Here is a 23,575-nt window from a genome sequence, read left to right as displayed (position 1 = left end):
TTTACCCCAGAGCCACGTTGTCGATGCCCACGATCTTATCGTAGAGCCAATAGAACACGAGAATCAGTGCCAGCAGAATAACGCCAAGCGCTGCAGCCAGTCCCCAGTTCAGCGAAGAAGAAATGTGGTAAGCGATCCGGTTTGAGATAAAGATCCCCGAGGTGCCCCCAACCAGTTCCGGTGTGATGTAGTAACCAATAGACAGGATAAAGACCAGAATAGCCCCCGCCCCGATTCCTGGAATTGAATTGGGGAAGTAAACTTTCCAGAAGGCCGTCCAATCATTTGCCCCCAGAGATTTCGCCGCCCGGACATAGGAGGGAGATATCGTCTTCATGACCGAATAAAGTGGCAAAATCATAAAGGGTAGCAGGATATGGGTCATCGCAATGATCGTCCCGAACTGATTATACATCAGTTCAAGTCGATTCTGATCGTCCAATATTCCAATGGAAACCAACAGATCATTGATAACCCCCTGTTGCTGCAACAGCACGATCCAGGAGGATGTGCGCACCAGCAACGATGTCCAGAACGGCAGCAGGACCAGAATCAACAACATGTTGGATGTGCGCATCGGCAGGTTCGACAGCAAAAAGGCAATTGGATATCCTAACAGAACGCAGGTCAGGGTAATCGTGAAGGACAGGACCAGCGTGCGGACGAACAATGTCAGATATATGCGCTCGTTCTCCGGGACCAGTTCAATGCCGTCTGGCGTCAGTTCCGCATCGGCGGCAGACAGAAAATACCCGGAGGTGTAATTGCCGGAAAAACGATGGATCGTCTGCCAGATTTCTACATTGCCCCAGTCCTTATCGATCGCGAGGAACTGTTCTTTGTAATTGCCAGGTTCCATCCGGTCTACCCGGCGGCCCGTTTTTCGGAACAGGCTGGAAACGCCGGGCGCTTCATAGTTCAGGCGCTGGCCCACACGGGTGTGGATTTTTTGTTCAGCGGCGATAACAAGATCGGCATGCATTGCCGCAAACACGGCTTCGCCTGGCGCTTCATTCGAGGCAGGATCCCACTCCTGAAGGGCGACAACGGTTTTCGGCAGGGTATCTGGTACGATGGAGTTTTCGACAGACCGGAACAACATATCCGCAATCGGCGCAATGAAGCTGATGACAACGAATATCAGCAGCGGGGCGATCAGCATCAGGGCGCGAATTTTCTGGCGCCGCAGCGCACGTGCTAAACTGACTTTCAGCGGCACACCATCTGCGGAAATTACTCCGGCATTACTTGCCTGTGCGTTACTCATCGTCATCCCCCATTCACGCTGAACCGATTACGCCAAACCCAACCAACACTCAGTAAAATCAAAATTTACAAAAAAATAAAAATCATCTGAAAGGAACAAACTGTCGGGGACGGCGCTCCGCCCCCGACAATAGGCATTACTGAGCCAACCATGCCTGGAATTTAGCATCCAGATCATCGCGGTTATCAGCCCACCACTCGTAGTTATACAGCAGTGTGTTCTTGGCGTTGTTCGGATCGGTCGGCATATGCGGGGCCATTTCGATGCCCAGTTCTGCATGCTTACCAACCAACGGTGCCGAAGACTTACGCGCCGGGCCGTAAGAGATATACTTGGCCTGATCCGCAAGACGCTGCGTATCGGTGGCAAAGTAGATATAGTCCATAGCGCGCTTCAGGCGGTCTTCAGGCAGACCAGCCGGAACGATCCAGCCGTCCAGGTCAAATACCTGCCAGTCCCACAGCATTTTAACCGGCTGCTTCTGTTCTTCGATGACAGAGAACAGACGACCGTTATAGGTCGAACCGATTACCGCTTCGCCATCGGCGAGGCGCTGGGGCGTTTCTGCACCGGCAGACCACCAGATCACGTCGTCACGGATCGTGGCGAGTTTAGCCAATGCCTGCTCAACGCCTGCATCGGTGGACAGCACGTCATAGATCTTGTCTGGTGCAACACCGTCACACAGCAGGGCCCATTCGACGTTGTTGATCGGGCGCTTTTCCAGGCTGCGTTTGCCGGGGAAGGTTTTGGTGTCGAAAACGGCACACAGGTCTTCCGGCTCTTTGCCGCCCCATTCGGCGACATCGGTGCGATAGCCAAAGGTCGTCGAATAAACGATCTGTGGGATATAGCAGGGGGAGACCAGCAATTCGCCAAAGTCTTCAGAAGCCGGGGTGCCGTCTGGCGCAGGGGCCAGATCCTTGTCCGGATCGATTTCAATGGCCAGGCCTTCATCGCACAGACGGATTGCATCCGCTGCAACGACGTCAACGACGTCCCAGGTGATGTTTCCCGCTTCCGCCATGGCGCGCATTTTGGCCACGGCTTCGTTAGAGCTTTCATCGTTGATGATGTTCACATCGGGATTAAGCTTCATGTAGGGATCGTGATACGCCGCCTGCTGAGAGGCAGAGTAGGCTCCGCCCCAGGACACAATGGTCATATCTTCTGCTTGTGCAGAAGACATCGCCATCAGTGCCGCGGCTGCGGTAGCAAGGGTATACATGGATTTCATGGATTACTCCCTGGTTTAGCTGTTTCATGTCGTCCGAGTTTCGAGAACTCGAATTCGTCTCGGACGGGACGAATCCGATAACGGTTAAATATTTTACCTAGAGCACATCCAGCGCCCGGCAATCCTCTGTGACCCATCCGATCGGGGTAACTTCTCCGACTTTCAGGGCTGCGTGAGCATGGCTGTTGGCCACTTTCACAATAAATTCACTGCTGTCGCCCACTTCCATCCGGCACCGGATGTGGTCGCCCAGGTAAATCAGTTCGACGACCTTACCTGACATCTTATTGGGGACATCTTCATCGCCCAGAATAACGCGCTCGGGGCGGATCGACAGTTGGCTTTTCTCACCAACGCCACCGCATTTGACCGCCAATGCAGCCACCTTGTCGCCGCCGCCATCCAGCGTGACCTGTGCGATATCACCATCGACGGCGGTCACTTTGCCGGTCAGCTTGTTATTCTCACCAATGAATTGCGCAACAAAGGCATTCTCTGGCTTTTCATACAGGACTTCCGGGGCTGCTAACTGCTGCACCACACCATCGTTGAAAACGGCGATCCGGTTAGACATCGTCAAAGCTTCTGATTGGTCATGCGTTACATAAACCACGGACACACCCAAAGATTCATGGATGTGTTTGATTTCAAACTGCATTTCTTCGCGCAGGTTTTTATCCAGCGCGCCCAGTGGTTCATCCATCAGCACCAGATCCGGCTCGAACACCAAAGCGCGCGCAACCGCGACGCGCTGCTGTTGACCACCAGACAATTGCCCAGGACGGCGACCACCAAAATCATCCAATCGCACCATTCCCAAGGCACGCTTAACCTTTGCGTCTGAATCCGACTTGTTCATCCCGCGTACTTTCAACGGAAAGGCCAGGTTCTCAGCGACGCTCATATGCGGGAAAAGGGCGTAGTTCTGGAACACCATACCAATGCCGCGCTTGTGTGGGGGCACATTGTTGATGGGGCTGCCATTCAGATAGATTTCGCCATTCGTTGCCGGCTCAAACCCCGCCAGCATCATCAGACAGGTCGTCTTTCCGGACCCCGATGGGCCCAGCATTGTAAGAAATTCGCCACGTTCAATATCAATATTGAAGTTTTTTACGACGAGCGTCTCCCCATCATAGCTTTTCTGGACGTTCTCAAACCGAACGATGTAGTCGTCCTTATCCATAGCTGCCCTCACCCCTTCAAAACAAAAATTGGTAGCAGTTGCGCAGAAGCTCAGGCCCGCGCACGACCGACGCGGTCATGTTGATAGTGGTTGAATTGCTGTGTGGTTTGGCAAAGCTCAAACCTACCCCCAAACTGTTGCAAACGTACCGACACTCAAACGCAAACGCATTTGTTGCTATATTTTCCGGTCGTTTTAACCCGTCCTTGGACGGGGTATCCCTGTCGACGAAATGGATCGTGAAAGTTGCCCATTCCTTAACCACTTGAAGCCTAACGCGTTGTGAACCGAATTGAAAAGCCCTAATTTCCCGAACATTGAAACTTTTGCGTCATATATTTTAATAATTCCGTCAAATCTGTGTATATTTATGGTGCGGCGCAAAAAAAATGCAATTCGGTTTTGGTTAATTAAGCGGCGCGTTTCAAATCCAACGCACCCCAGACATCGACCAGAGCGTCGGTCAATTTGGCGATAGCAGCGTCATCATGATAGGGCGTTGGTGTCAGTCGAAGACGTTCCGTGCCGCGATCCACTGTTGGATGATTAATGGGTTGTACATACAGGCGGTGTCGTTCCATCAACAGGTCGCTTGCCCGTCGACAGGCGACAGGGTCCCCAACCAGGACCGGAACGATGTGGGTCACAGACGGCATAACCGGCAAGCCAGCTTTTAACAGGGATGCCTTCAGGGCTGCCGCGCGGTCCTGATGCTGATCCCGCAGGTTTTGAGAGGCCCGGACAATCTGAATGCTTTTGCGGGCGGCAGCGGCCACGCTGGGGGGCAGGGCCGTGGTGAAAATGAATCCATTGCCAAAGGACCGGACGAAATCCACCAGGACGGCAGATCCGGCAATGTAACCGCCGATAACGCCAAAGGCCTTGCCTAACGTGCCTTGAATGATGTCCACACGATCCATCACGCCGTCGCGTTCGGCGACACCGGCCCCTGTCGGGCCATACATGCCAACTGCGTGGACCTCGTCCAGAAAGCTCAAAGCATTGTGGCGTTCACAGACATCCAGGATTTCGGCAATGGGGGCAATGTCACCATCCATTGAATAGACGGATTCAAAGGCAACCAATTTGGGGGCGGCCGGGTCGTCCATCAGGATCAGCCGTTCCAGATCCGCGGGGTCATTGTGCTTCCAGACCCGCTTTTCAGCCCTGGAGTGACGAATGCCCTCAATCATGGAATTGTGGTTCTTTGCATCAGAATAGATGATACAGCCAGGAATGCTGCGCGCCAGCGTCGACAAAACCGTCATGTTGGCGACATAGCCTGAGGTGAATATCAGGCCCGCATCCTTGCCGTGCAGCGATGCCAGTTCTTCTTCCAACAATACATGCAGGTGATTGTTGCCAGAGATGTTTCGGGTTCCCCCTGCGCCGGTCCCATGGGTCTGCACTGCTTTCACCATTTCGGCGATCACATCGGGGTGCTGGCCCATGCCCATATAGTCATTTGAACACCAGACGGTGATGTCGTCCCGCGATCCAGACACGTGCTTCAGCGCCGACGGAAAATGACCTGCACGACGTTCCAATTCCGCGAAAATGCGGTAATCACCGCGCGCTTTCAGTGCGTTAAGCTTCTCACTGAAAAATGCATCATAATCCATTGGGTGCCTTTCCCTAATCGCTGACACGGCCGATACCACTGCCATATCGTACCCAGCCTGGGGTCAAATAGTCTCTCCAGGCGCGTTACATAACTGTTACGCCGACAAAAGTCCCTTGGTAAGGGTGTCGCAGGTGCACCGATCTCAGGCAGCCGCCTTTGACAGCGATTGCTCAACTTCATTCAAGGCTGTGCCAAAGCGGCTCAGCATTTCATCGATTTCCGCCTTGCTGATAATCAATGGCGGGGAGAAGGCCAGCGTATCGGTTGGCATGCTGCGCAAGATCAGACCATGCTCTTGGGCCGCCATCATCACCTTTGCGCCAACGGCCAGGCTGGGCTCGAAGCTTTTCTTACTCGCCTTGTCCGCCACAAGCTCAATCGCGCCGATCAGACCGACACCGCGCACTTCGCCGACCAAGGGATGATCGGCAAATTCACGCAAGCGCGCTTGCAGATAGGGACCGACTTCCCGGATATGGGTCAGGATGTCGCGTTCCTCATATATATTCAGGGTTTCCAGCGCGACAGCCACGGCGGCTGGATGTCCTGAATAGGTATAGCCATGACCGAAAGTTCCAATCTTGTTGGAATTCTGTGACACGGCGGACGCAATTTTCTCATTCACCATCAAGGCGGAAATTGGCAGATAGGCAGAGGACAGCGCCTTTGCGACGGTCATCATGTCGGGCTGAATGCCAAATGTTTCGGACCCGAACATATTGCCTGTGCGCCCAAAGCCACAGATCACCTCATCGGCCAACAGCAGAATGTCGTACTTTTTCAGGATCGGCTGAATTTTCTGAAAATAAGTGCGGGGCGGAACAATCACGCCACCTGCCCCCATAACCGGTTCTGCAAAAAAGGCGGCAACGGTTTCCGGGTCTTCTTCCAGAATGCGCTTTTCAAGGTTTTCGGCCAGTCGGGTCGCGAAATCCTCTTCGCTTTCGCCTTCATGGGCGAACCGATAGTGATGCGGGCAATCGACATGCATGATGTTTTCAATCGGCAGGTCGAAATCCCGATGATTGAAAGGCAGGCCGGTCAGGCTGGCGGTTGCGACGGTCACGCCATGATAGCCCTTAAGGCGCGCCAGGATTTTCTTCTTCTTCGGCTTGCCGATGGCATTGTGATAATACCAGATCAGCTTTACAGCCGTATCATTGGCCTCAGAACCGGAATTGGCGAAAAACACCTTGTCCATATTTCCGGGCACCATGCCACACAGACGCTCTGCCAGATCGATGGCGGGGGTGTGCGTTTTATGGGTGAACAGGTGATAATACGGCAATTCCTGCATCTGCTTCGTTGCGGCATCGACCAGGCGCTGCTCCCCAAAACCAAGCGATGTGCACCACAGGCCAGCCATGCCCTCGATATACTGTTTGCCCGCATCATCTGTGACCCAGACGCCAGACGCCTTCTCAACGATCAACGGCCCGATTTCCTTGTGCTTCTCCATATTTGTATAGGGATGCATCACGTATTTGATGTCGCGGGCGGCGGGGGAGTTGACGAGGTCTGACATGGATAAAGTCCCGAGTTTGTCCAGAGTGGCGACAATCATTGCGCAACAGCTCTGGATATGTGATCACAAGGCGCGAATACTATACCCCTGAAAAACCATCGGCAACCCGGCTGAACCAGATCGGGCAATGGAAATCCGCACTCTTCCAAGCTGCGTCAAATTGGCGTAGTAAGGAAGAGATAGATACGGTCGGCGCAGATCGGCAAAACAAAAAGTATGAACAGCGGAAAGGGGTGGAGGCGTGATTGTCGTCTTCGGATCGGTAAATATTGACATAGAAATGCGGGTGCAACGCCTGCCGCGCCCTGGGGAGACCTTGCTGACGCGCGATTATCTGATGACGCCGGGCGGAAAAGGGGCCAATCAGGCGCTGGCAGCGGCCAGAGGCGGCGCAGAGGTCCATCTGATCGGAATGGTTGGAAACGACAATTTCGGATCATTCGCTTTGGATTTATTAAATGAACAGGGCGTGGATGTCGCCAATGTTGGCGAAGCGGTAGATCAGCATACCGGCTGTGCAACAATCTGGGTCGATGATTCCGGCGAAAACAGCATTATCGTCGGCGCCGGCGCCAATATGGCCACAACGGCCTCTCAGGTTCCGGATGCTGTTCTTAATGAGTCCACAGTGCTGTTGATGCAGATGGAAGTTTCGCCGACGGAAAACTGGGCCCTGGTAAAGCGCGCCAAAGCCCAGGGTGCCCGCATTCTATTAAATGTTGCGCCTGCCGCCATGGTGCCAGAGGAAATCCTGAAAGCCGTCGATTATCTGGTGGTCAATGAACTGGAAGGCCAGACCGTCGCGAAAGAGGTTGGTCTGGGGGTTGAACAGGCGACCCGTGTGCCGCGCGCATTGGCCAGCCGCTATGGGCTGACCTGCATTCTGACACTGGGCGGTGCCGGGCTGTTATGCTTTGGGGCTGACGGGGGCTGGTCAATACCCAGCCTGCCAGTGGCCGCCATCGATACCACAGCCGCAGGCGATGCCTTTGTTGGCAACCTGGCGGTTGCGCTGGATCAGGGCATGGATATAGAACAGGCCCTGCGATGGGGCTCTGTCGGGGCTGGCCTGAGCTGCACCAAAGAGGGCGCACAATCCGCAATGCCGCATCATGATGACGTGCTCGCAAATCTGGATCGCCTGCCCGCCAGTCGCAGATTGAGTTAGCTGGATCAGGGAGCGCTCGAAACAGATTACCCATAACGTTGACTTAAAGTAGTAGTTCTGGTACATTTCTCCTTGATGGGTGCTGAGGGTTTTCCTTTCGGGGGGCATGATGAAAGAACTTGTTTCCTATCTTTTCGGTGTGGAAAGCACTCTCGCTTTGCTCGCTTTTCTAGTTTTTATGGGCATCTTGTTTTGGTTGTTGCTGAGACGATACGCTAAGATTTCTGGCGATGTTGAGTTGCTTTCATGGTTTAGCGTGTTGACCAATGTTTGGACGAAACGGCATTGGTATCTGGGCACATTTTTGGTCTATTTCGCAGCTTATGCGATTTGTTTTCGGTTCATCCTCGAACAATCTGATCTTCTTTACGAAAAAGTCCCATCAGACGAATGGGCCAGTTTTATCGAAAACTTAGGCGTTCCAGGTGGGAACTACTTGGCTTATGCGTTAAGGGTGCCCGAGTTTTTTGGGCCTACAATTGCGTTTGTTGCTGTATTTTCGGTTTTGAAGTTTGGGGGCGGTTTTGACCGTTGGTTGCGCAGTAAGATCCAACAATTTGCCGCTATTCCAAAGAAAGTTCAGGTGTACCGAAAAATTGTAGCGTCATCCAACATCGACCTTGGGTCTGATGTCGACATAGCCGACAGATTGAAGGTGCCTCTTCGTCAACATTTCGGCACGCCAATTGATGAATCCAAGCCACTGGGGAGTGTTTTGCGCCGCTATACGCAGTTTGTAATCATTGTTGAATCCTGGAAAGATTCAGCGAACATTTTCCATGATTTTTGGGAAACGCACAGAAGCAAGATAAAAGAAACATGCTCTGAAGGGTATGATACGACGACGATGGATTTCGCTAATGCGCTAACCAACCACGAACAATTTAATTATCCGCCACCGGATGTTAATGAGTGGGAGGAAAAACTTCAGAACGAAATAAACAAAATAATGCTAATTATTTCAGCGGGTTTAATAAAATTAGTAAATTCCGGTGAGTCAGTATTTAGTATTTTAAGTAAAGTTGGGATTGAAGGGCACATTTTATTAAATCACGTTGTGAGAGTAAAAAAAGAGCGCACCAAAGAAATCGTCTCCTTCTCAATTTTCTTCTCCTATATTGCGTATTATTTTATTTTAGTTGGTGTTATATCGATTCTTAGTCTGTTTGGTGTTGACGCGATCCCTGATGAGGGTATTGGGCCTAAGACAATGATTGTTTGGCCCTCGCTTTTGGTTGCGTTTCTTTTCTCTATCGCATTCTTTCCTGTATATGTCGCGTTACGGCGCATGGAGATAAATGTGGAAACTCGGGACAGCTTGTTTATTGATCGATCGTCCTGGTCGGATTGTGCCGTTTCTCTGATCCTGTCTAGCGTATCATTTGTACTATTATCTGCTGCAATTTTGGGATTGTCAGCTTTTCTATTGCATGGAGGATTTCTGGAGTTTCGAGAGGAAATGTGGAACCTTCTTCCATTTACACTGATCGTCGGGTCGGTTTCGGCTAGTTTTACTTTTTTACTTGAAAAGAAAACCGAAAGCACTGCGATGACAGTGCCGGAGACCTGCGGATTTGGTGCCCTGCTGATGCTCTCTACCTGTTTGGTACTTACTCTGAAGCGGCTAGCGCTTTCACAAGCTTCATCGCCTGAATTTCAGCAGATTTTTGCAGAATCGGCAGTAATTCGTGAAGTTTTCATTTCCGCAGCATTGTGCATCATCGGTGTTTTTATGGTTATTTGGTCGGTTTTACGGGAATACCGTCGGGGGAATAACGCCCTTCCGGCGCATATTCAGACATAAATTTATAGCGAATTGCGTGTTCTTAGCGATTGGTGAACTTCATTTCGATGCGGCGGTTGCGGCGGAGGGCTTCGTCGCTGTTTCCAGTATCCAGGGGCTGATATTGGGCAAAGCCCGCTGCGGACATCCTGTTCGGATCGATCCCCCGGCTTTCCAGGAATTTCACCACTGAAATCGCCCGGGCTGTTGACAATTCCCAGTTTGACGGGAATTGCGCGGTTCTGATCGGAATCTTATCGGTATGACCATTGACTTGCAGGACCCAGTCAATATCGGACGGGATCCGTGCGGCGATTTCTTTTAGCGTATCGGCAAAGCTGATCAACTGGACCTGACCGGCTGGCCCCAATTCAGCCTGGCCCTGTTCGAACAGGACTTCTGATTGGAAGACAAAGCGGTCCCCAACGATGCGGATGTCGCTGCGATTGCCCAGGATTTCGCGCAGCTTCCCAAAGAATTCAGAACGATAGCGCGCCAGTTCCTGAACCTTTCCGGCCAGGGCGACATTCAGACGTTTGCCCAGATCGACGATCTGTGACTGCTGCGCCGCGTCGCGCGCCTCTGAGACTTCCAGCAGCTTGTTCAATTCCGCGATCTGGTCATTCAGCGCCTGAATCTGGTCGTTCAACAGCGCGGTTTCAGCCCGTGCGGCGACCAGATCCTTTTGCTTGTCATCCAGTTTCAGCGCCTCATTGGCCAGTCGCCCCTGCAATTCGTCCCGCAGGGAGATCAGGGCCTCAACTTCGCGTTCCAGTTTTGCCAGATCGCTTAATTGCGTCTGGATTTTTTCCTTATCGGCGTCGATGATTTTGTAGGCGTCTTCCAGTTCTTTTGAGACCTGCTCCCGCTCTGACTCCAGGGCTTCAAGCCGGGTTCGCGCCTCATTCAGGTCTTTTTGGACAGCGGCCGTTTCATCATTTTTAACGGCAAGGCGGCTCAGAAGGTCGCGGTTGTTGTTGTTCACGGCATCCAGTTCTGATGCCAGCGACGCATTCTCGCCGCGCAATTGAAAGATCTGGGATTCCAACGCGTCCTGACGCTGCAGCGATGCGCGCAATTGTTCGGTCACATTGGACAGGTTGGTTCGTATTTCAGCAGAAGACTCCCGCTCCAGAGCCAGCATATCGGCCAATTCCGAAACCCGGTTCTGCAGCCTGTCCAGGGCCTTATCGCGGCCAATGATTTCTTCATTCAGATAAAACTGGGAGACGACAAAGATCATCAAAAGAAAGATGATGACCATCAATAGCGAGGCCAGCGCATCCACAAAGCCGGGCCAGATATCCAGATTGGCGCGTTGTCGACGGGCATATGCCATAGACTATCGGCTCCTCACGCCATCAGATTGTCGGGCAGAATATCGGGAAAACAGTTTGGACGTATTACGCATTACCGCTGTCCTTCAGACCCGCAATCGTGCGGGCCAGAATACGCAACTCACCGCGCAATTCCTGGACCGTTTCGGCACGACCCCGCGCGGTATCTTCCAACAGGCGCGCCAGATGCATATCGATGTTGCGGATATGGCGGCCGGATTCTGCATCAAAGGCGCCTTTGCCAGACGTTTCTGACAGTTTGACAAGCACATCTTTCAGGCCCTTTTGCCCCTCTGCCAGGCGCAGCATCAGGTCATGTTCGGTGCGCATCGTGTCGACCAGGGTCGACAGCTTTTCGTTCAGCAGGCCGAAATCCTGTTGTGATGATTGGCGGTTTTCTTCGGCCCGCGCCATGGTGCGTTGCAGGCTTTCCAGGCTGTCGGCCGTTTGCTCAAGCAGGGCCTGAATGTAAACCGGCACGGATTGATCGCCATCGCCACCGAGGGAACCACCCCCGATGCGCGTCAGGCTGGATAACCAATCTTCCAATTCATTGTAGAAACGGTTCTGTGCTTGTCCCGCCTGTAGGGCCAGGAAGCCCAGGATCAAAGATCCGGCCAAGCCGAACAGAGACGAAGAAAACGCCGTGCCCATGCCAGACAGGGGTGTTTGCAGGCCCTGTTTCAAATTCTCAAACGCGCCGGCAACATTGTCAGAGGCAAGATCAAGGCCACTGATAACGCCGCCAACGCTTTGGACTGTGTCCAACAGGCCCCAGAATGTGCCCAACAGGCCCAGGAAGACCAGCAGTCCGACCATATACCGGCCGGTTTCGCGACTTTCATCCAGCCTGGCCCCGACACCATCCAGAATTGTCTGCATCCCGCCTGCGGAAATGTGCAACTGCCCGCGTTCGCTGCGCTTGGTCAGCAGCGTTGCGGCAGACGCCATTAAGCGGGGTGCTGCTTCGGTATGCTGGTAGCCATTTTCAAAGCTCAGCCGAAAACGCTGGATCCAGTTCGTCTCTGCAAATAATCCGGCCACGGTTCGGAAGGCATGGACGATACCAATCACCAGAACGCCCAGAATAACCCCATTGATCACGGCATTTGCCAGAAAGGCATCCATCAGGGTTGGATAGATCAGAAAGACACCGATGGCGATGATGATAAGAAAGATGCCCATACGTATAAGAAACGGGGTTGGTGTACTCATTGTTCGCCATCTCGCTTTCTAAAGATACGGTTGGGTCCACTATTCTTGATTCTGATGTGCCTTAAGCACCCGATACGATCAGGTCTACGCGATTCTTCGGTCGATCGGGACTTTCATCCTTCGTCCCAAGCGCTTGAACCGTCATCCGGCGACTGTCTATGCCCTGTTTCAGCAGATAGGTGCGTACGGCAAGCGCCCGGAACAGCGACAGGCGTCGCGGTTTGCTCTGTGCTTCGCCGATTGGCTCAGAATATCCCAGTAATTTCAATGTCAGGCTTTCGTTGCCTTTTAACTCTTCAGCCAGTTCCGCTAAGGCGGTTTCGGCGGCACTGGGCAGGTCTTGTGAATCCCGGCTGAACAGGACGCTCAGACCATCATTGTTTTTCATGACGCCAGACGAATCCACTGCGGTCAGGTCAACCGACGCCACCTGGGGCTCTTCTGCTGCAGCAGGTTGGGCCGGCGCAGATTGTGCCGGGGCAGGCTCTGGCGTGATTGCGGGGGCAGGCGGTGGGGAAGCTGGCGCTGGCGTGGCGGCCTGTTCTTCGGTCTGGGTCGCAGTGGGGGCCGGCGCAGGGGAGGGTTCAACCGCTGCGGTTTGAGGTGCTTCTATTGTGGAGGCCGGAGGCGCTTCAGGGGCAGGCTGGGGGACCGCGGGTTTCGGCGCAGGTTCTGCGGCGATCTGCGGCTTGGGTGGCGGTGACGCTGGCGTTGGGGCGGGCGTTGCGGCCTTTGCCGGTTTTGGCAAGGGCAGGGACGGCACAGGCGGTGGCGTTGCAGCAACGCTATTCCCGGACCCGGACGGGGCATTTGGAACCAGCAATGTCGATTGCGGTGCCTGGCTGGGCGGCGGCGCCAGACCGGCGGTCGGGGCTGGTTGTGGTTTTGTCGACATAGGCTTTGGTGGCGCTGTCTGAGAGATCACAGGGGGTGCAGTGGGGGTTGCAAAACTGGGTGCCTGCAGCGGGGCTGGCCCGCCTTTAAGCTTGTCGATCACAGACAAATTCACGGTCACGGAGTCGTTTGAATTTGCTTCCCCCCGAAAATAAGCCTGCTGTGCCTGTGCCGATGTCAGCATGGTCGACAGCATCAGCGCGGCCAATCCCACAGTCCCGCCGGAAAGGCGCCAAAATTTAGGCTGACGCCAAAAACGGGGCAGGGCGTGCCGGTTCACACAGGGGCTGACATCTTTCATAGGATCGCTCACGGTTGTCGCTCTTACACAATGATATGGTGCTGTCCCGCTCTTTTTTGAGGGGGCGTCACCTGATCAGCAAGACCATAGCGTGAGCCGGGGGCGCGGGACAACCGCCCAAAACAGGCAACCGGCGCTCAGAAACAGATTAAATTGGCACCAAAAGCGCGTTAGGCGTCTTCCGTGGGCGATGATTTTTTCAGCATCGACAGCAGTTTGCGCTGTAATTGTTCGTTGCTGGCGACGATTTCCGGACTGTTGAAGGTATAAGCGCGCCCCTTGATATCCGTGACGAAACCGCCCGCTTCCTTGACGATTACAATACCGGCCGCAACGTCCCAGGGGCTTAATCCCCGTTCCCAGAAACCATCAAAGCGACCCGCCGCAACATAGCACAGGTCCAGGGATGCCGTACCCCATCGGCGCACGCCCGCAGTCTCGCTCATGGCAGTTTGCAGATGGCGTGTGAATTTTATGTGATCGTCGGTTTCTTTCCCGATATGCGGAATACCGGTCCCCAATACGGCGTCATGCAGGTTCTGGCGGGCGGAAACACGAATGCGCCGGTCATTGACATAGGCACCCTTGCCTTTGTCGGCCCAGAACAACTCGTCTTTGATAGGGTCATAGACCACGCCTGCGATTAATTCGCCGTTTTCTTCGTATCCGATGGAAACCGCCCAATGGGGCAATCCATGCAGAAAATTCGTCGTGCCATCCAGGGGATCGATTATGAAACGCTTTGTTGGATCATCCCCGATCTTGCCACCGGATTCTTCCGCCAGGATGCCAGCTTCCGGGCGGGCGCGGGTCAGTTCCTCAATGATCGTCCGCTCTGCTTTTTGATCGGCGGTGGAGACGAAATCGCCCGGTCCCTTGCGGGATACCTGCAATTGCTCCACCTCTCCGAAATCGCGCACCAGCATGCGACCGGCCTTTTCGGCGGCCTTGGTCATTACGTTTAAATGCGCAGAGCGAATTAGCATATCAGATCAAATCCTTAGTCTTTGGCGCGTTCGACGTAAGAACCGTCCAATGTGTTAACAACAATACGTGTGCCGGCATCGATATGCGGCGGCACCAAGGTGCTGACGCCATTCGACAGTTTGGCGGGCTTATAGGAAGAAGACTGTGTCTGGCCTTTTACGACCGGGTCGGCTTCGACCACTTCCAGGGTGACCTTGCCCGGCAGCGTGGCAGAGATTGGGGCCCCTTCATAGGTCTTGATTTGGACCGTCATGTTTTCCTGCAAAAAGGGAACCTGATCGCCCAGCACAGCGTGTTCGACTTCCATTTGTTCGAAGGTTTCGCCATCCATAAAGTGCAGCTTTTCGCCGTCGTCATACAGGAAGGTATAGTCGGTTTCGAACAGGTCGGCGCTTTCCACGGCTTCCTGGGTGCGATACCGCAGGCTGGTCTTGGTGCCGGTGCGCGCGTCGCGGGCTTCGATCTGGGCGACAGATGCGCCCTTGCCCGGCTGGTTGATCTCGTTCTTAATCACGACCAAGAGCTTGCCATCCTGCAGGAAGGCATTACCCGGCCGAAGGTTGATCGCGTTGACTTTCATGATTTCACTTCCTTTGTCATGGAGCGCACTGACGCGCCCCGAATCGCGCGCCTGTCTATCACCAGCGGACGGACTGAGCAACCGCAGAGACGCGCCAGGCAAAACCACGGCGCGGTTGAAAGGCATCCTATGACCGATCCGTGGTGGGCTCCGGCCTCTTTGGCAAAACGGCGGGACAATTTGGCGCTGCGCGGGCGGGCGAAATCGGCTCTGGCCGACTGGTTCCAATCGGCGGGATTCGTAGAAGTGGAAACACCCGCGCTGCAGATCTCCCCAGGGCTGGAACCCCACCTGGCTGCGTTTGAAACCCGGCTGTTGGCCGCAGGCCATTACGGCAGCGATGATCCAGGCCAGCCATACTATCTGCATACCAGCCCGGAATTTGCGATGAAGAAGCTGCTGGCAGGCGGGATGGAGAAGATCTGGCAGCTTTGTCCCGTCTATCGCAATGCCGAAGGGTCCCCCACCCACAGCCCGGAATTTAAGATGCTGGAATGGTATCGTGCGTATGCAGGGTATGAGGAGTTGATGTCTGATGCCCAGACACTGATTGGTGCGCTGGCAACGGCCTGTCAGGTCTCTGGCCTGCGGCGGGGGAATCGACACAGTGATCCAATGGGGCCCTTTCTCCGGCTGACGGTGGCGGAGGCCTTTACGGAATATTGTGGTCATGACCTGACCGCGACGATCTCAGAAAACCCACAATCTCCACCTGTCGCGCCCCTGATCGAAACCGCCAATCGATTGGGGATTCGGGTGGCTGGGGATGACAGTTTCGATGATGTCTTCTTCCGCCTGATGGACGCCCGGATTGAACCGCATCTGGGGGATGGCGCCCCATGCTTCCTGATCGATTATCCCATCAGCATGGCAGCCCTGGCCCGTCCGAAACCCGACGATCCAATCTGGGCGGAACGGGTAGAGCTTTATGCCTGTGGCGTGGAACTGGCGAATGGCTTTGGCGAATTGACTAATGCGGATGAACAGCGACGAAGATTTCAGGCCGATATGGACCTGAAGGCGCATCTCTATGGTCATCGCTATCCAATCGATGAAGATTTCCTGACCGCTGTCGCCACCATGCCCCCCGCAGCCGGCATGGCACTGGGTTTTGACCGATTGGTCATGCTGTTGGCGGGTGCGGATCGGTTGGATGACGTGCTGTGGGCGCGGGTCTCTTCTTGACCAGACATAGCCTTGCCCTGCATCGCGTTTCCTGCCACAAATTTGCTGCAGTGCGGAACGCTGTTTGGGGGATTTTACAGAATGAAGCAGCATTATGATCTGATCGTCATTGGCAGCGGACCTGCCGGGCGGCGGGCGGCCATTCAGGCAGCGAAGTTCGGGGCGGATGCTCTGGTGGTGGAAAAGGGCCGACGGGTTGGGGGCGTATCGGTCCATACAGGCACCATTCCTTCTAAAACCCTGCGGGAGACGGTGTTAAATCTGTCGGGGTGGAGAGAACGCGGATTCTATGGGCGTGCCTATCGCGTGAAGGAGGAGATTTCAGCGACCGACCTGCGCCATCGTTTGCTGAAAACCCTGGATCACGAAGTTGAAGTGCTGGAACATCAATTTGCCCGCAATAAGGTGACGACAATTCCCGGTCACGCCAAGTTCATTGAGCCCCATAAGATTGAGGTTCAGGGCGAAGATGGAGAAACCCATATTTTCTCTGGGGATCGTTTTCTTCTGGCCGTTGGCACGCGCCCCTTTCGCCCGGATACGATCCCCTTTGACGGTGTCTCCGTTCTGGACAGCGATGAGATTCTTGAAGTGGACCGGGTGCCGCGCAGCCTGACGGTGATCGGGGCCGGTGTGATTGGGGTCGAATACGCGACGATCTTTTCTGCATTGGATGTGCCTGTCACGCTGATTGAAGGGCGCGACACGATGCTGGATTTTGTGGATCGTGAGTTGATTGAGGATTTTACCCACCAATTGCGGGACCGGGGCATGGTTCTGCGGCTGGGCTGTTCTATTGAATCGGTCGCGGTTTCCGGCCCCAGCGTCATCGCGCATTTGAAGGGCGGTCGGGTGGTGAAATCCGACATGCTGTTATTCGCCGCCGGACGGGAAGGGGCGACCGACAGCCTGAATTTGGCCGCCGCCGGTTTGACCGCTGACAGTCGCAAACGCCTGAAAGTTGATCCCATAACCTTCCAGACGCAGGTCGCCCATATCTATGCGGCCGGCGACGTGATCGGTTTTCCCAGCCTGGCCTCAACGTCGATGGAGCAGGGGCGAATCGCGGCCTGTCATGCGTTGGGCAAGCCGATGCAGGACCCGCCTGACTATTTTCCCTATGGTATTTATGCCGTGCCGGAAATCTCAACCGTCGGCATGACCGAAGAGGAAGTGCAGGAACGGGGAATACCCTATGAATGCGGTATCGCCAGATTCCGGGAGACATCGCGCGGCCACATTATGGGGCTGGATGCAGGCATGATGAAGATGATCTTTTCCCTCAAGACCCATCGTCTGCTGGGCGTTCATATCTGTGGGGAGGGGGCGACGGAACTGATCCATATCGGACAGGCCGTGCTGAACCTGAAAGGGACCCTGGAATATTTCGTCGAAAATACGTTCAACTATCCGACCCTGGCCGAAGCCTATAAGATCGCCGCCCTGGATGCCTGGAACCGTATGCCGGATCGAGCTTAATTCTGTATCAGCCGCACGGGTTTATCGAAGGTTTTTAGGGCTTCGGATAACTCCCTGCATCGTTTCAAGGTTTGTCGACCAGACCGGACGATGAATTCGAAATGTTTTCCATTGCGCCGTTTCGCAACGGCAAACAGCGGCGTTTCATGGGTGTGACGAAAAATAGAAAACACGGCGACGGGGCCATTGAAGTCGATGGCATAGTCGCGCCATTCGCCGGTGGAAACCCGGACGGAATACATCGCCAGTAATTGTCGCAATTCGCCTTGATCGAAATAGGTGCGCTGTTTCCCGCCGCCGCGCCGCCGGTATTCGGAAAAATCGATCAGCTCTGTCATCAGCCTCGTATCCGTAACCTCAAGGAACCCTCAGCCTAGCCCATTTTTAACCGGTCACGGAAGTGTCAAATTTCAGAAATGAGAAATCGATGACGGGGTAATGATACCGAATGCTTTTTGAGTTCATGCGTATCCATGGTGCCTGCCGCTCTGGACCCCGGATCAGGGTCCGGGGTAACGATTTGCCCCCATCCGTCGTTATACCCGCGACGGCTGGTAATCAGAGTCATGCGTATCCATGGTGCCTGTCGCTCTAATTAATCTCTTGCTGGTCATAGCCATAGGGGTCGGGCTCTGCGAAGCAGTTTACATTGCCAAGCGTTCGATAGCAGAAAACCGGCGCTTCAATGACTTCTTCCCGGGGCGCCCGGCACAGGGGGCCTTTGTCGCGGCTCTTCCGGATCGTATCGCAATCCTGCCCGGTGACCGCACTGGCGATAAGGTCTGACGGGGTCTTGTCTTCGTTGATGATCACCGCCGTGGTAACCGCCGCAACACCAAATGGCGTCAGCAGGTCGGACCCGCAGGCACCAAGGGCCATTGGCAGAAAAAGCGCGGCTGCAATACCAAAAGGGGCGGACCTGCGATGGGGTTTCAGCGGCGGCCTGATCATCAATCATGACTCCAATACATTTGCGCGATTAATCATGACCTCTGTGAAGCAAGTTTTGGGCCACCTGCGACGAAATGGGCGCAATGATTGCGATTGGGGTTGGATCACCCTATAAAGCGATGGTTTTTGGGGCGCTTTTATTAAAGGGCATGGATAAAATCGTCCGGCTCGCCTAAATAGGGGCAACAACGCGCGCGTTAAGTATATGTACAAACCGGAAAGTGGATAGATCGTGGCCGATATTTTTAATGAAATTGACGAAGAACTGCGTCGGGACAAGGCACAGATCTGGTGGAAACAATACGGTAAATATGTTTTGGCCGTCTGTGTCGTTCTGGTTCTGGGGGCGGGCGCCTATACCTGGTATCAGGATCAGCAGAAATCTGAGATGCGGGCCTTGGCCGATCAATACAGCGCTGCGCAACAGACAGCCAGAACCGGCAGTGATGCTGATGCCCTGAAGGCCTTTGAAGATCTTGCTTCCAAGGCGGGCGAAAAGGGCATTGGTCTTGTCGCGCGGTTCCAGGCAGCAGGCTTGCATATCGAAGCTGGGGATCACGCCGCTGCTGCCACCGCTTTTGAAGCAATTGCAAGCGACAGTGCCGTTGAACAATTGTATCGCGACCTGGCAGACGTCATGGCGATCATGCATTCCGGGATTGCTGGGGGGAGTTCCAACGAGCTGTTGGCGCGGATTGAACCTTTGGCTGCGGATGGTGAACCCTGGCGCTATACGGCGCGCATGGTTGGTGCCTCTCTGGCGTTAACGTCTGGTGATATGGCCTTGGCCCAAGACTATCTGACGAAGGTTGCCGATGATGACGGCGCGCCGACCAGTGCCCGTGGGCAGGCGGCAGAGATTCTTCAGGCTATCAAATCCTGAGGCTGACTCCACAGGCCAATAGCGTCCATGATGTGAAAGTTAGGTAGGCATGAAACAGCAAGCAGTAAGAAAAGCGCATCGTCTGGCCGCATGGATCGTCCTTTCAGGGCTGGTATTCGCGGTGGGCGGATGCAGTTGGTTCGGGGATTCCGAAGCACCGCCGCTGCCGGGCAAGCGTATCTCCATCATGGTACAAGACACAGATGCTGAGCCGGACCCGCGCCTGTCGGACTTGCGTGTGAAATTGCCGCCCCCTTACATGAATGATTCCTGGCCTCAAGGCGGTGGGTATCCTGATCATGCGATGCATCATCTAAAATCCAGTGATGAACTGAAGGTTGCGTGGCGCGTTGATATTGGGAGCGGGTCCGATGGAAACCGCCGCTTGCTGTCTGGGCCGATTGTCGCAGAAGGCAGGGTCTATACCATGGATGCCGATTTTGAGGTTCGGGCGTTTGATGCTGAAACCGGGAAGCCGATCTGGGAGTATGAGGCAGAAGTGCCGGATCGGGATGGCGATGCGTTCGGTGGGGGTGTTTCTTACGCCGACCACATGATCTTTGTTACCACGGGATATGCGCATGTTTTCGCCCTGAATGCGCAGACCGGGCAACTGATTTGGGATGCAACTGCGCCGGGCCCGATCCGGGCGGCCCCTTCTGTTGGTGAAGGCAAGGTTCTGGCGATTTCCATAGACAACCGTGTTACCGCGTATAATGCGGATACCGGGGAGTCGATCTGGTTCCATGCAGGCTTTGCCGAAACGGCTGGTCTGTTAGGTGGCGCTAGCGCGGCGATCACGGACCGCACGGCCGTCGTCCCCTATTCATCCGGGGAACTGTTTTCCCTGCGTCTTGCCACCGGAAGACCGAACTGGTCCGACAGTCTGGTATCCGCGCGGCGCAGTGATGCCTTGGCATCCCTGGCGGATATTCGTGCCCGCCCGATTGTGGATCGCGGCATTGTTTATGCGATCAGCCACGGTGGGCGCATGGTGGGCTTTGACTTGGCATCGGGATCGCGTATCTGGGATCGCCGCATAGGTGGGGTGCAAACACCCTGGATCGCCGGGGAATTTTTGTATGTCGTCACCCTGGATCAAACCATTCTGTGCATGACGCGTCAGGGCGGTCGGGTGCGCTGGGCAACGCCCTTGCCTAATTTTGAAGATCCAGAAGATTTGGAAGACCCGATAACATGGGCTGGACCGGTCCTGGTGTCTGATCGCCTGCTATTGGGTAATTCGCTTGGGGAATTGTGGTCCGTATCTCCCTATGACGGGAAACCGTTGGGTCGGATTGATCTGGGGGACCCGATTTATGTGCCGCCGATTGTGGCGAACGGCATTGTCTATGTTCAGACGGATGCTGGTAATCTAATCGCGCTGCGCTGATTATGGCGTCGCGGCGAAACTGCAACCTGTAGAAAGTCATCGGCCATGGCCATTGTCGCCATTGTGGGCCGCCCGAATGTCGGCAAATCCACTTTGTTTAATCGTTTGGTTGGGAAGCGTCTGGCGATCGTAGACGATACGCCCGGTGTCACCCGTGATCGGCGCGAAGGCGATGGCAGTCTGGCCGAATTGCGCTTTCGTATCTTTGATACGGCCGGGTTTGAGGACGCAACCGACGACAGCCTGGAAGCGCGCATGCGCCGTCAGACGGAACGCGCCATTGTTGATGCAGATGTCGCCTTGCTGATGGTGGATGCCCGTGCAGGCATAACCCCGCTGGATGAGCGTTTCGCCAATCTGTTGCGCAAGGGCAAGACACCAATAATCCTGATCGCCAATAAATGCGAGGGCCGCGCCGCGCAGTCCGGGCTGATGGAATCCTTCTCATTAGGGCTGGGGGAGCCGATCGCCTTTTCTGCGGAACATGGCGAGGGGTTGTCAGAACTGTATGATGCCCTGAAGCCCTATGTGAAGGATCGCGCCAAATCCTTGCCGGGCCTTCAAATGCCGGACCTGGATGTTGATCTGGACCCCGATGCTGAAGAAACCGCAGAGGACGAGCGACCGGAAGCAGGCTCGCCCGAACGCCCGCTTCAAATCGCGATTGTGGGGCGCCCGAATGTGGGGAAATCGACCCTGATCAACCGCTATCTGGGTGAAGACCGCCTGTTGACCGGTCCGGAAGCCGGGATCACCCGGGATTCGATTGCCGTAGATTGGGTCTGGAAGGATAAGCATCTGCGCATGGTTGATACGGCAGGCCTGCGCAAGCGTGCCCGTGTCTCTGAAAAGGTAGAACGCCTTTCCGCTGCGGACACCCGCCGCACGATTGATTTCGCAGAGGTCGTGGTCCTGGTGCTGGATGCCGATGACATGCTGGAAAAGCAGGATCTGACCATCGCACGACAGGTGATTGAGGAAGGCCGTGCCCTGATCATTGCCGCCAATAAATGGGATGCGGTGGAAAACCGCCTTGAGCAGTTACAGAAGCTGAAAGACCGGTTGCAGACGTCCCTTACCCAATTGAAGGGCGTTTCCGTGGTGACGATTTCTGCCTTGCAGGGGCGGAATCTGGACAAGCTGCTGGCCGAAGCATTCCGTATCCATAAAATCTGGAACAAGCGGATTTCGACGTCTAAACTGAATACCTGGCTGGAAGGCATGGTCGCGGCGCACCCGCCCCCCCTGGCAAAGGGACGTCGTATTAAAATACGGTATATGACCCAGGTGAAAATCCGACCGCCGACCTTTGCGATCTTTGCGTCCCAGGCGGAAAACCTGCCGGAAGCGTATATCCGGTATTTAACCAATGGATTGCGCAGTGATTTTGGAATGGATGGCGTGCCGTTGCGGTTGAATCTGCGCCAGGGCAAGAATCCCTTCCAACCGCAGAAACGATAGGGGATCAGGCAAACAATGCTTTCACGTCAGTTCCATAGCATCCGCCAGCTTGTGGTCCGAATTATACTTCCCATGGCCCTAATTGGCTTGGCGGCCTGTGACGCGACGCGGCTGTTTACCCCTACATCGACAGAATTTGATGGGGCCTGGGTTGGCCAGTTAAGTGTCTCGCTCCGCACAGAAGATTGCTATATCGCGCGCGGGGGATTGCGGGTGAAGGTCGAGAATGGTCAGCTGTATGGGGAATTGCGCCTGCCCTTGGGGCGAGGCAACTTCACGGGCACTGTCGCAGAAGACGGCACGGTCGCGGGCATCAAGCTGACGGGTGTCCAGGGTGCCACGGATGCTGAATTCACCGGGACATTCCAAAAGAACACCGCCCAAGGAGAGTGGACCCACAAATATTGTCGCGGCGAATGGGAACTCAAGAAACTGCGGTAAGGGTTTCTAACCTGAGTCTGGCATTAGCAGTTTCTGGTGGGCTTCCAACAAGGCACCCACGTCAAGCGGGTCAATCTCTGCAAAAAGATCATCCCAAATCAGGGACAATATCAACGGGGCGATGATCAGGTGGGGAAAATTCCGAACTGCCGATGACAGGGCCTCCCCACGGTTTAAGGCGCGTTCTATAACGGTATTTAGAACGGCTGTGACTTTGGTGATCACTTCCCGGTGGTAGAAGGTTGCTATGGCGGGGAAATTAGCCCCCTCTTTCAGCACGAGACATATGATGTGTTTCTTTTCAGTTTCCAGAATATCGGTCTGGAAGTCTTGATACACCGTTGCGAGCAGGACAGCGGTTGGAACCTCCGGCAGGTCTGTGATTGATTCTAGTCTGGTGATGATAGGTGAAACAGCCTCTAGAATGATTTGTTCAAACAGGTCCTGTTTATCTTTGAAGTGCACATAGATGGTTCCTTTTGCTACACCAGCCCTCTGCGCCACAGTATCCAGTTTTGCAGCATTAAATCCCTCTGCGGCAAAGATATCCAGTCCAGCCTTTAAAATGGCTTCACGGCGTTGATCTGTCGTCATGCGCTGTCTTTTTTGGCTGGCTTTAGGGGACGCGCCGTTCAAGAAAACCTCCATTTCATCGAGGGAACCTGACTCCTCCCTTTG

The 23,575-nt window shown here is 54.6% G+C and carries 21 protein-coding genes; 8 read left to right on the top strand and 13 right to left on the bottom strand.

From position 1 onward, the window contains the following. Position 1: 1 nt before the first annotated feature. The 5 genes from ACOSDM_RS14655 to ACOSDM_RS14635 all read right to left on the bottom strand — a co-directional run bounded on the left by ACOSDM_RS14655 (position 2) and on the right by ACOSDM_RS14635 (position 6,839). Complete coding sequence (locus ACOSDM_RS14655) at positions 2-1,267, bottom strand: ABC transporter permease (RefSeq protein WP_420725289.1); 1,266 nt, start codon at positions 1,265-1,267, stop codon at positions 2-4. Positions 1,268-1,403: 136 nt separating this feature from the next. Next, positions 1,404-2,504, bottom strand: a complete 1,101-nt coding sequence (locus tag ACOSDM_RS14650) for an extracellular solute-binding protein (RefSeq protein ID WP_420725288.1) — start codon at positions 2,502-2,504, stop codon at positions 1,404-1,406. Positions 2,505-2,601: 97 nt separating this feature from the next. Further along, positions 2,602-3,690, bottom strand: coding sequence for an ABC transporter ATP-binding protein (locus ACOSDM_RS14645; protein WP_420725287.1), 1,089 nt, complete (start codon positions 3,688-3,690; stop codon positions 2,602-2,604). Between the two features lie 410 nt (positions 3,691-4,100). Beyond that, positions 4,101-5,312, bottom strand: a complete 1,212-nt coding sequence (hemA, locus tag ACOSDM_RS14640) for a 5-aminolevulinate synthase (protein ID WP_420725286.1) — start codon at positions 5,310-5,312, stop codon at positions 4,101-4,103. A 144-nt stretch (positions 5,313-5,456) separates the two neighbouring features. Further along, positions 5,457-6,839: an aspartate aminotransferase family protein gene (locus tag ACOSDM_RS14635; protein WP_420725285.1), complete on the bottom strand. Its 1,383-nt coding sequence runs from the start codon at positions 6,837-6,839 to the stop codon at positions 5,457-5,459. 241 nt (positions 6,840-7,080) lie between these two features. Here ACOSDM_RS14635 and ACOSDM_RS14630 point away from each other — a divergent pair, with 241 nt between their 5' ends. After that, a complete protein-coding gene (locus ACOSDM_RS14630; RefSeq protein WP_420725284.1) occupies positions 7,081-8,007 on the top strand; it encodes a ribokinase in 927 nt (308 codons plus the stop codon). 106 nt (positions 8,008-8,113) lie between these two features. Then, the gene (locus tag ACOSDM_RS14625; protein ID WP_420725283.1) at positions 8,114-9,811 is read left to right on the top strand and encodes a hypothetical protein; all 1,698 of its coding nucleotides are present in this window, start codon (positions 8,114-8,116) and stop codon (positions 9,809-9,811) included. Positions 9,812-9,833: 22 nt separating this feature from the next. Here ACOSDM_RS14625 and ACOSDM_RS14620 read toward each other — a convergent pair whose 3' ends face one another. The 5 genes from ACOSDM_RS14620 to efp all read right to left on the bottom strand — a co-directional run bounded on the left by ACOSDM_RS14620 (position 9,834) and on the right by efp (position 15,104). Beyond that, positions 9,834-11,129: a peptidoglycan -binding protein gene (locus ACOSDM_RS14620; RefSeq protein WP_420725282.1), complete on the bottom strand. Its 1,296-nt coding sequence runs from the start codon at positions 11,127-11,129 to the stop codon at positions 9,834-9,836. Between the two features lie 64 nt (positions 11,130-11,193). Further along, positions 11,194-12,342: a flagellar motor protein MotA gene (locus ACOSDM_RS14615; protein ID WP_420725281.1), complete on the bottom strand. Its 1,149-nt coding sequence runs from the start codon at positions 12,340-12,342 to the stop codon at positions 11,194-11,196. Between the two features lie 61 nt (positions 12,343-12,403). Beyond that, positions 12,404-13,549 carry an OmpA family protein gene (locus ACOSDM_RS14610; protein WP_420725280.1) on the bottom strand — a complete coding sequence of 382 codons (1,146 nt, stop codon included), beginning with the start codon at positions 13,547-13,549 and terminating at the stop codon, positions 12,404-12,406. A gap of 158 nt (positions 13,550-13,707) precedes the next feature. Next, a complete protein-coding gene (locus ACOSDM_RS14605; protein WP_420725279.1) occupies positions 13,708-14,523 on the bottom strand; it encodes an inositol monophosphatase family protein in 816 nt (271 codons plus the stop codon). Positions 14,524-14,537: 14 nt separating this feature from the next. Next, positions 14,538-15,104 (bottom strand): elongation factor P, encoded by a 567-nt coding sequence (efp, locus tag ACOSDM_RS14600; protein ID WP_420725278.1) that lies wholly within the window; start codon positions 15,102-15,104, stop codon positions 14,538-14,540. A 129-nt stretch (positions 15,105-15,233) separates the two neighbouring features. On the opposite strand from efp, the gene epmA reads away from it, so the two are divergent. Continuing rightward, entirely contained in the window at positions 15,234-16,289 is a 1,056-nt protein-coding gene (gene epmA, locus ACOSDM_RS14595) for an EF-P lysine aminoacylase EpmA (RefSeq protein ID WP_420725277.1), read from the top strand. An 81-nt stretch (positions 16,290-16,370) separates the two neighbouring features. Next, the gene (gene sthA / locus ACOSDM_RS14590; protein WP_420725276.1) at positions 16,371-17,768 is read left to right on the top strand and encodes a Si-specific NAD(P)(+) transhydrogenase; all 1,398 of its coding nucleotides are present in this window, start codon (positions 16,371-16,373) and stop codon (positions 17,766-17,768) included. On the opposite strand, the gene ACOSDM_RS14585 is transcribed toward sthA, so the two are convergent. Both ACOSDM_RS14585 and ACOSDM_RS14580 read right to left on the bottom strand, forming a co-directional pair. Beyond that, a complete protein-coding gene (locus tag ACOSDM_RS14585) occupies positions 17,765-18,106 on the bottom strand; it encodes a DUF2794 domain-containing protein (RefSeq protein ID WP_420725275.1) in 342 nt (113 codons plus the stop codon). The two genes, sthA and ACOSDM_RS14585, sit on opposite strands and share 4 nt — an antisense overlap. Before the next feature lie 253 nt (positions 18,107-18,359). Further along, on the bottom strand, positions 18,360-18,719 hold the full coding sequence (locus tag ACOSDM_RS14580) for a hypothetical protein (protein WP_420725274.1): 360 nt from the start codon (positions 18,717-18,719) through the stop codon (positions 18,360-18,362). Positions 18,720-18,951: 232 nt separating this feature from the next. Between ACOSDM_RS14580 and ACOSDM_RS14575 the strand changes: the two genes are divergently transcribed. From ACOSDM_RS14575 to ACOSDM_RS14560, 4 genes are read left to right on the top strand one after another with little or no spacing between them, the layout of a single operon-like run. Further along, positions 18,952-19,602: a tetratricopeptide repeat protein gene (locus ACOSDM_RS14575; RefSeq protein ID WP_420725273.1), complete on the top strand. Its 651-nt coding sequence runs from the start codon at positions 18,952-18,954 to the stop codon at positions 19,600-19,602. Positions 19,603-19,651: 49 nt separating this feature from the next. Next, positions 19,652-20,995: a PQQ-binding-like beta-propeller repeat protein gene (locus ACOSDM_RS14570; protein ID WP_420725272.1), complete on the top strand. Its 1,344-nt coding sequence runs from the start codon at positions 19,652-19,654 to the stop codon at positions 20,993-20,995. Positions 20,996-21,040: 45 nt separating this feature from the next. Continuing rightward, entirely contained in the window at positions 21,041-22,456 is a 1,416-nt protein-coding gene (der, locus tag ACOSDM_RS14565) for a ribosome biogenesis GTPase Der (protein ID WP_420725271.1), read from the top strand. A 15-nt stretch (positions 22,457-22,471) separates the two neighbouring features. Next, the gene (locus tag ACOSDM_RS14560; RefSeq protein ID WP_420725270.1) at positions 22,472-22,897 is read left to right on the top strand and encodes a hypothetical protein; all 426 of its coding nucleotides are present in this window, start codon (positions 22,472-22,474) and stop codon (positions 22,895-22,897) included. A 6-nt stretch (positions 22,898-22,903) separates the two neighbouring features. Here the strand turns inward: ACOSDM_RS14560 and ACOSDM_RS14555 are convergent, their stop codons facing one another. After that, positions 22,904-23,491, bottom strand: coding sequence for a TetR/AcrR family transcriptional regulator (locus ACOSDM_RS14555; protein ID WP_420725269.1), 588 nt, complete (start codon positions 23,489-23,491; stop codon positions 22,904-22,906). Between the last annotated feature and the right edge of the window lie 84 nt (positions 23,492-23,575).

The sequence above is a fragment of the Hwanghaeella sp. LZ110 genome, from assembly GCF_048892525.1.
GTDB lineage: Bacteria > Pseudomonadota > Alphaproteobacteria > UBA8366 > Aestuariispiraceae > Pacificispira.
Note: the sequence above shows the minus strand (reverse complement) of the source record. Positions and strands in the feature narration are given on the sequence as shown.

Excerpts from the sequence above, each read along its gene's own strand:
- ACOSDM_RS14655 (WP_420725289.1), bottom strand. The coding sequence starts at position 1,267 with ATGAGTAACGCACAGGCAAGTAATGCCGGAGTAATTTCCGCAGATGGT.
- ACOSDM_RS14650 (WP_420725288.1), bottom strand. The coding sequence starts at position 2,504 with ATGAAATCCATGTATACCCTTGCTACCGCAGCCGCGGCACTGATGGCG.
- ACOSDM_RS14645 (WP_420725287.1), bottom strand. The coding sequence starts at position 3,690 with ATGGATAAGGACGACTACATCGTTCGGTTTGAGAACGTCCAGAAAAGC.
- hemA (WP_420725286.1), bottom strand. The coding sequence starts at position 5,312 with ATGGATTATGATGCATTTTTCAGTGAGAAGCTTAACGCACTGAAAGCG.
- ACOSDM_RS14635 (WP_420725285.1), bottom strand. The coding sequence starts at position 6,839 with ATGTCAGACCTCGTCAACTCCCCCGCCGCCCGCGACATCAAATACGTG.
- ACOSDM_RS14625 (WP_420725283.1), top strand. The coding sequence starts at position 8,114 with ATGATGAAAGAACTTGTTTCCTATCTTTTCGGTGTGGAAAGCACTCTC.
- ACOSDM_RS14620 (WP_420725282.1), bottom strand. The coding sequence starts at position 11,129 with ATGGCATATGCCCGTCGACAACGCGCCAATCTGGATATCTGGCCCGGC.
- ACOSDM_RS14615 (WP_420725281.1), bottom strand. The coding sequence starts at position 12,342 with ATGAGTACACCAACCCCGTTTCTTATACGTATGGGCATCTTTCTTATC.
- ACOSDM_RS14605 (WP_420725279.1), bottom strand. The coding sequence starts at position 14,523 with ATGCTAATTCGCTCTGCGCATTTAAACGTAATGACCAAGGCCGCCGAA.
- efp (WP_420725278.1), bottom strand. The coding sequence starts at position 15,104 with ATGAAAGTCAACGCGATCAACCTTCGGCCGGGTAATGCCTTCCTGCAG.
- epmA (WP_420725277.1), top strand. The coding sequence starts at position 15,234 with ATGACCGATCCGTGGTGGGCTCCGGCCTCTTTGGCAAAACGGCGGGAC.
- sthA (WP_420725276.1), top strand. The coding sequence starts at position 16,371 with ATGAAGCAGCATTATGATCTGATCGTCATTGGCAGCGGACCTGCCGGG.
- ACOSDM_RS14585 (WP_420725275.1), bottom strand. The coding sequence starts at position 18,106 with ATGACAGAGCTGATCGATTTTTCCGAATACCGGCGGCGCGGCGGCGGG.
- ACOSDM_RS14580 (WP_420725274.1), bottom strand. The coding sequence starts at position 18,719 with ATGATCAGGCCGCCGCTGAAACCCCATCGCAGGTCCGCCCCTTTTGGT.
- ACOSDM_RS14570 (WP_420725272.1), top strand. The coding sequence starts at position 19,652 with ATGAAACAGCAAGCAGTAAGAAAAGCGCATCGTCTGGCCGCATGGATC.
- der (WP_420725271.1), top strand. The coding sequence starts at position 21,041 with ATGGCCATTGTCGCCATTGTGGGCCGCCCGAATGTCGGCAAATCCACT.
- ACOSDM_RS14560 (WP_420725270.1), top strand. The coding sequence starts at position 22,472 with ATGCTTTCACGTCAGTTCCATAGCATCCGCCAGCTTGTGGTCCGAATT.
- ACOSDM_RS14555 (WP_420725269.1), bottom strand. The coding sequence starts at position 23,491 with ATGACGACAGATCAACGCCGTGAAGCCATTTTAAAGGCTGGACTGGAT.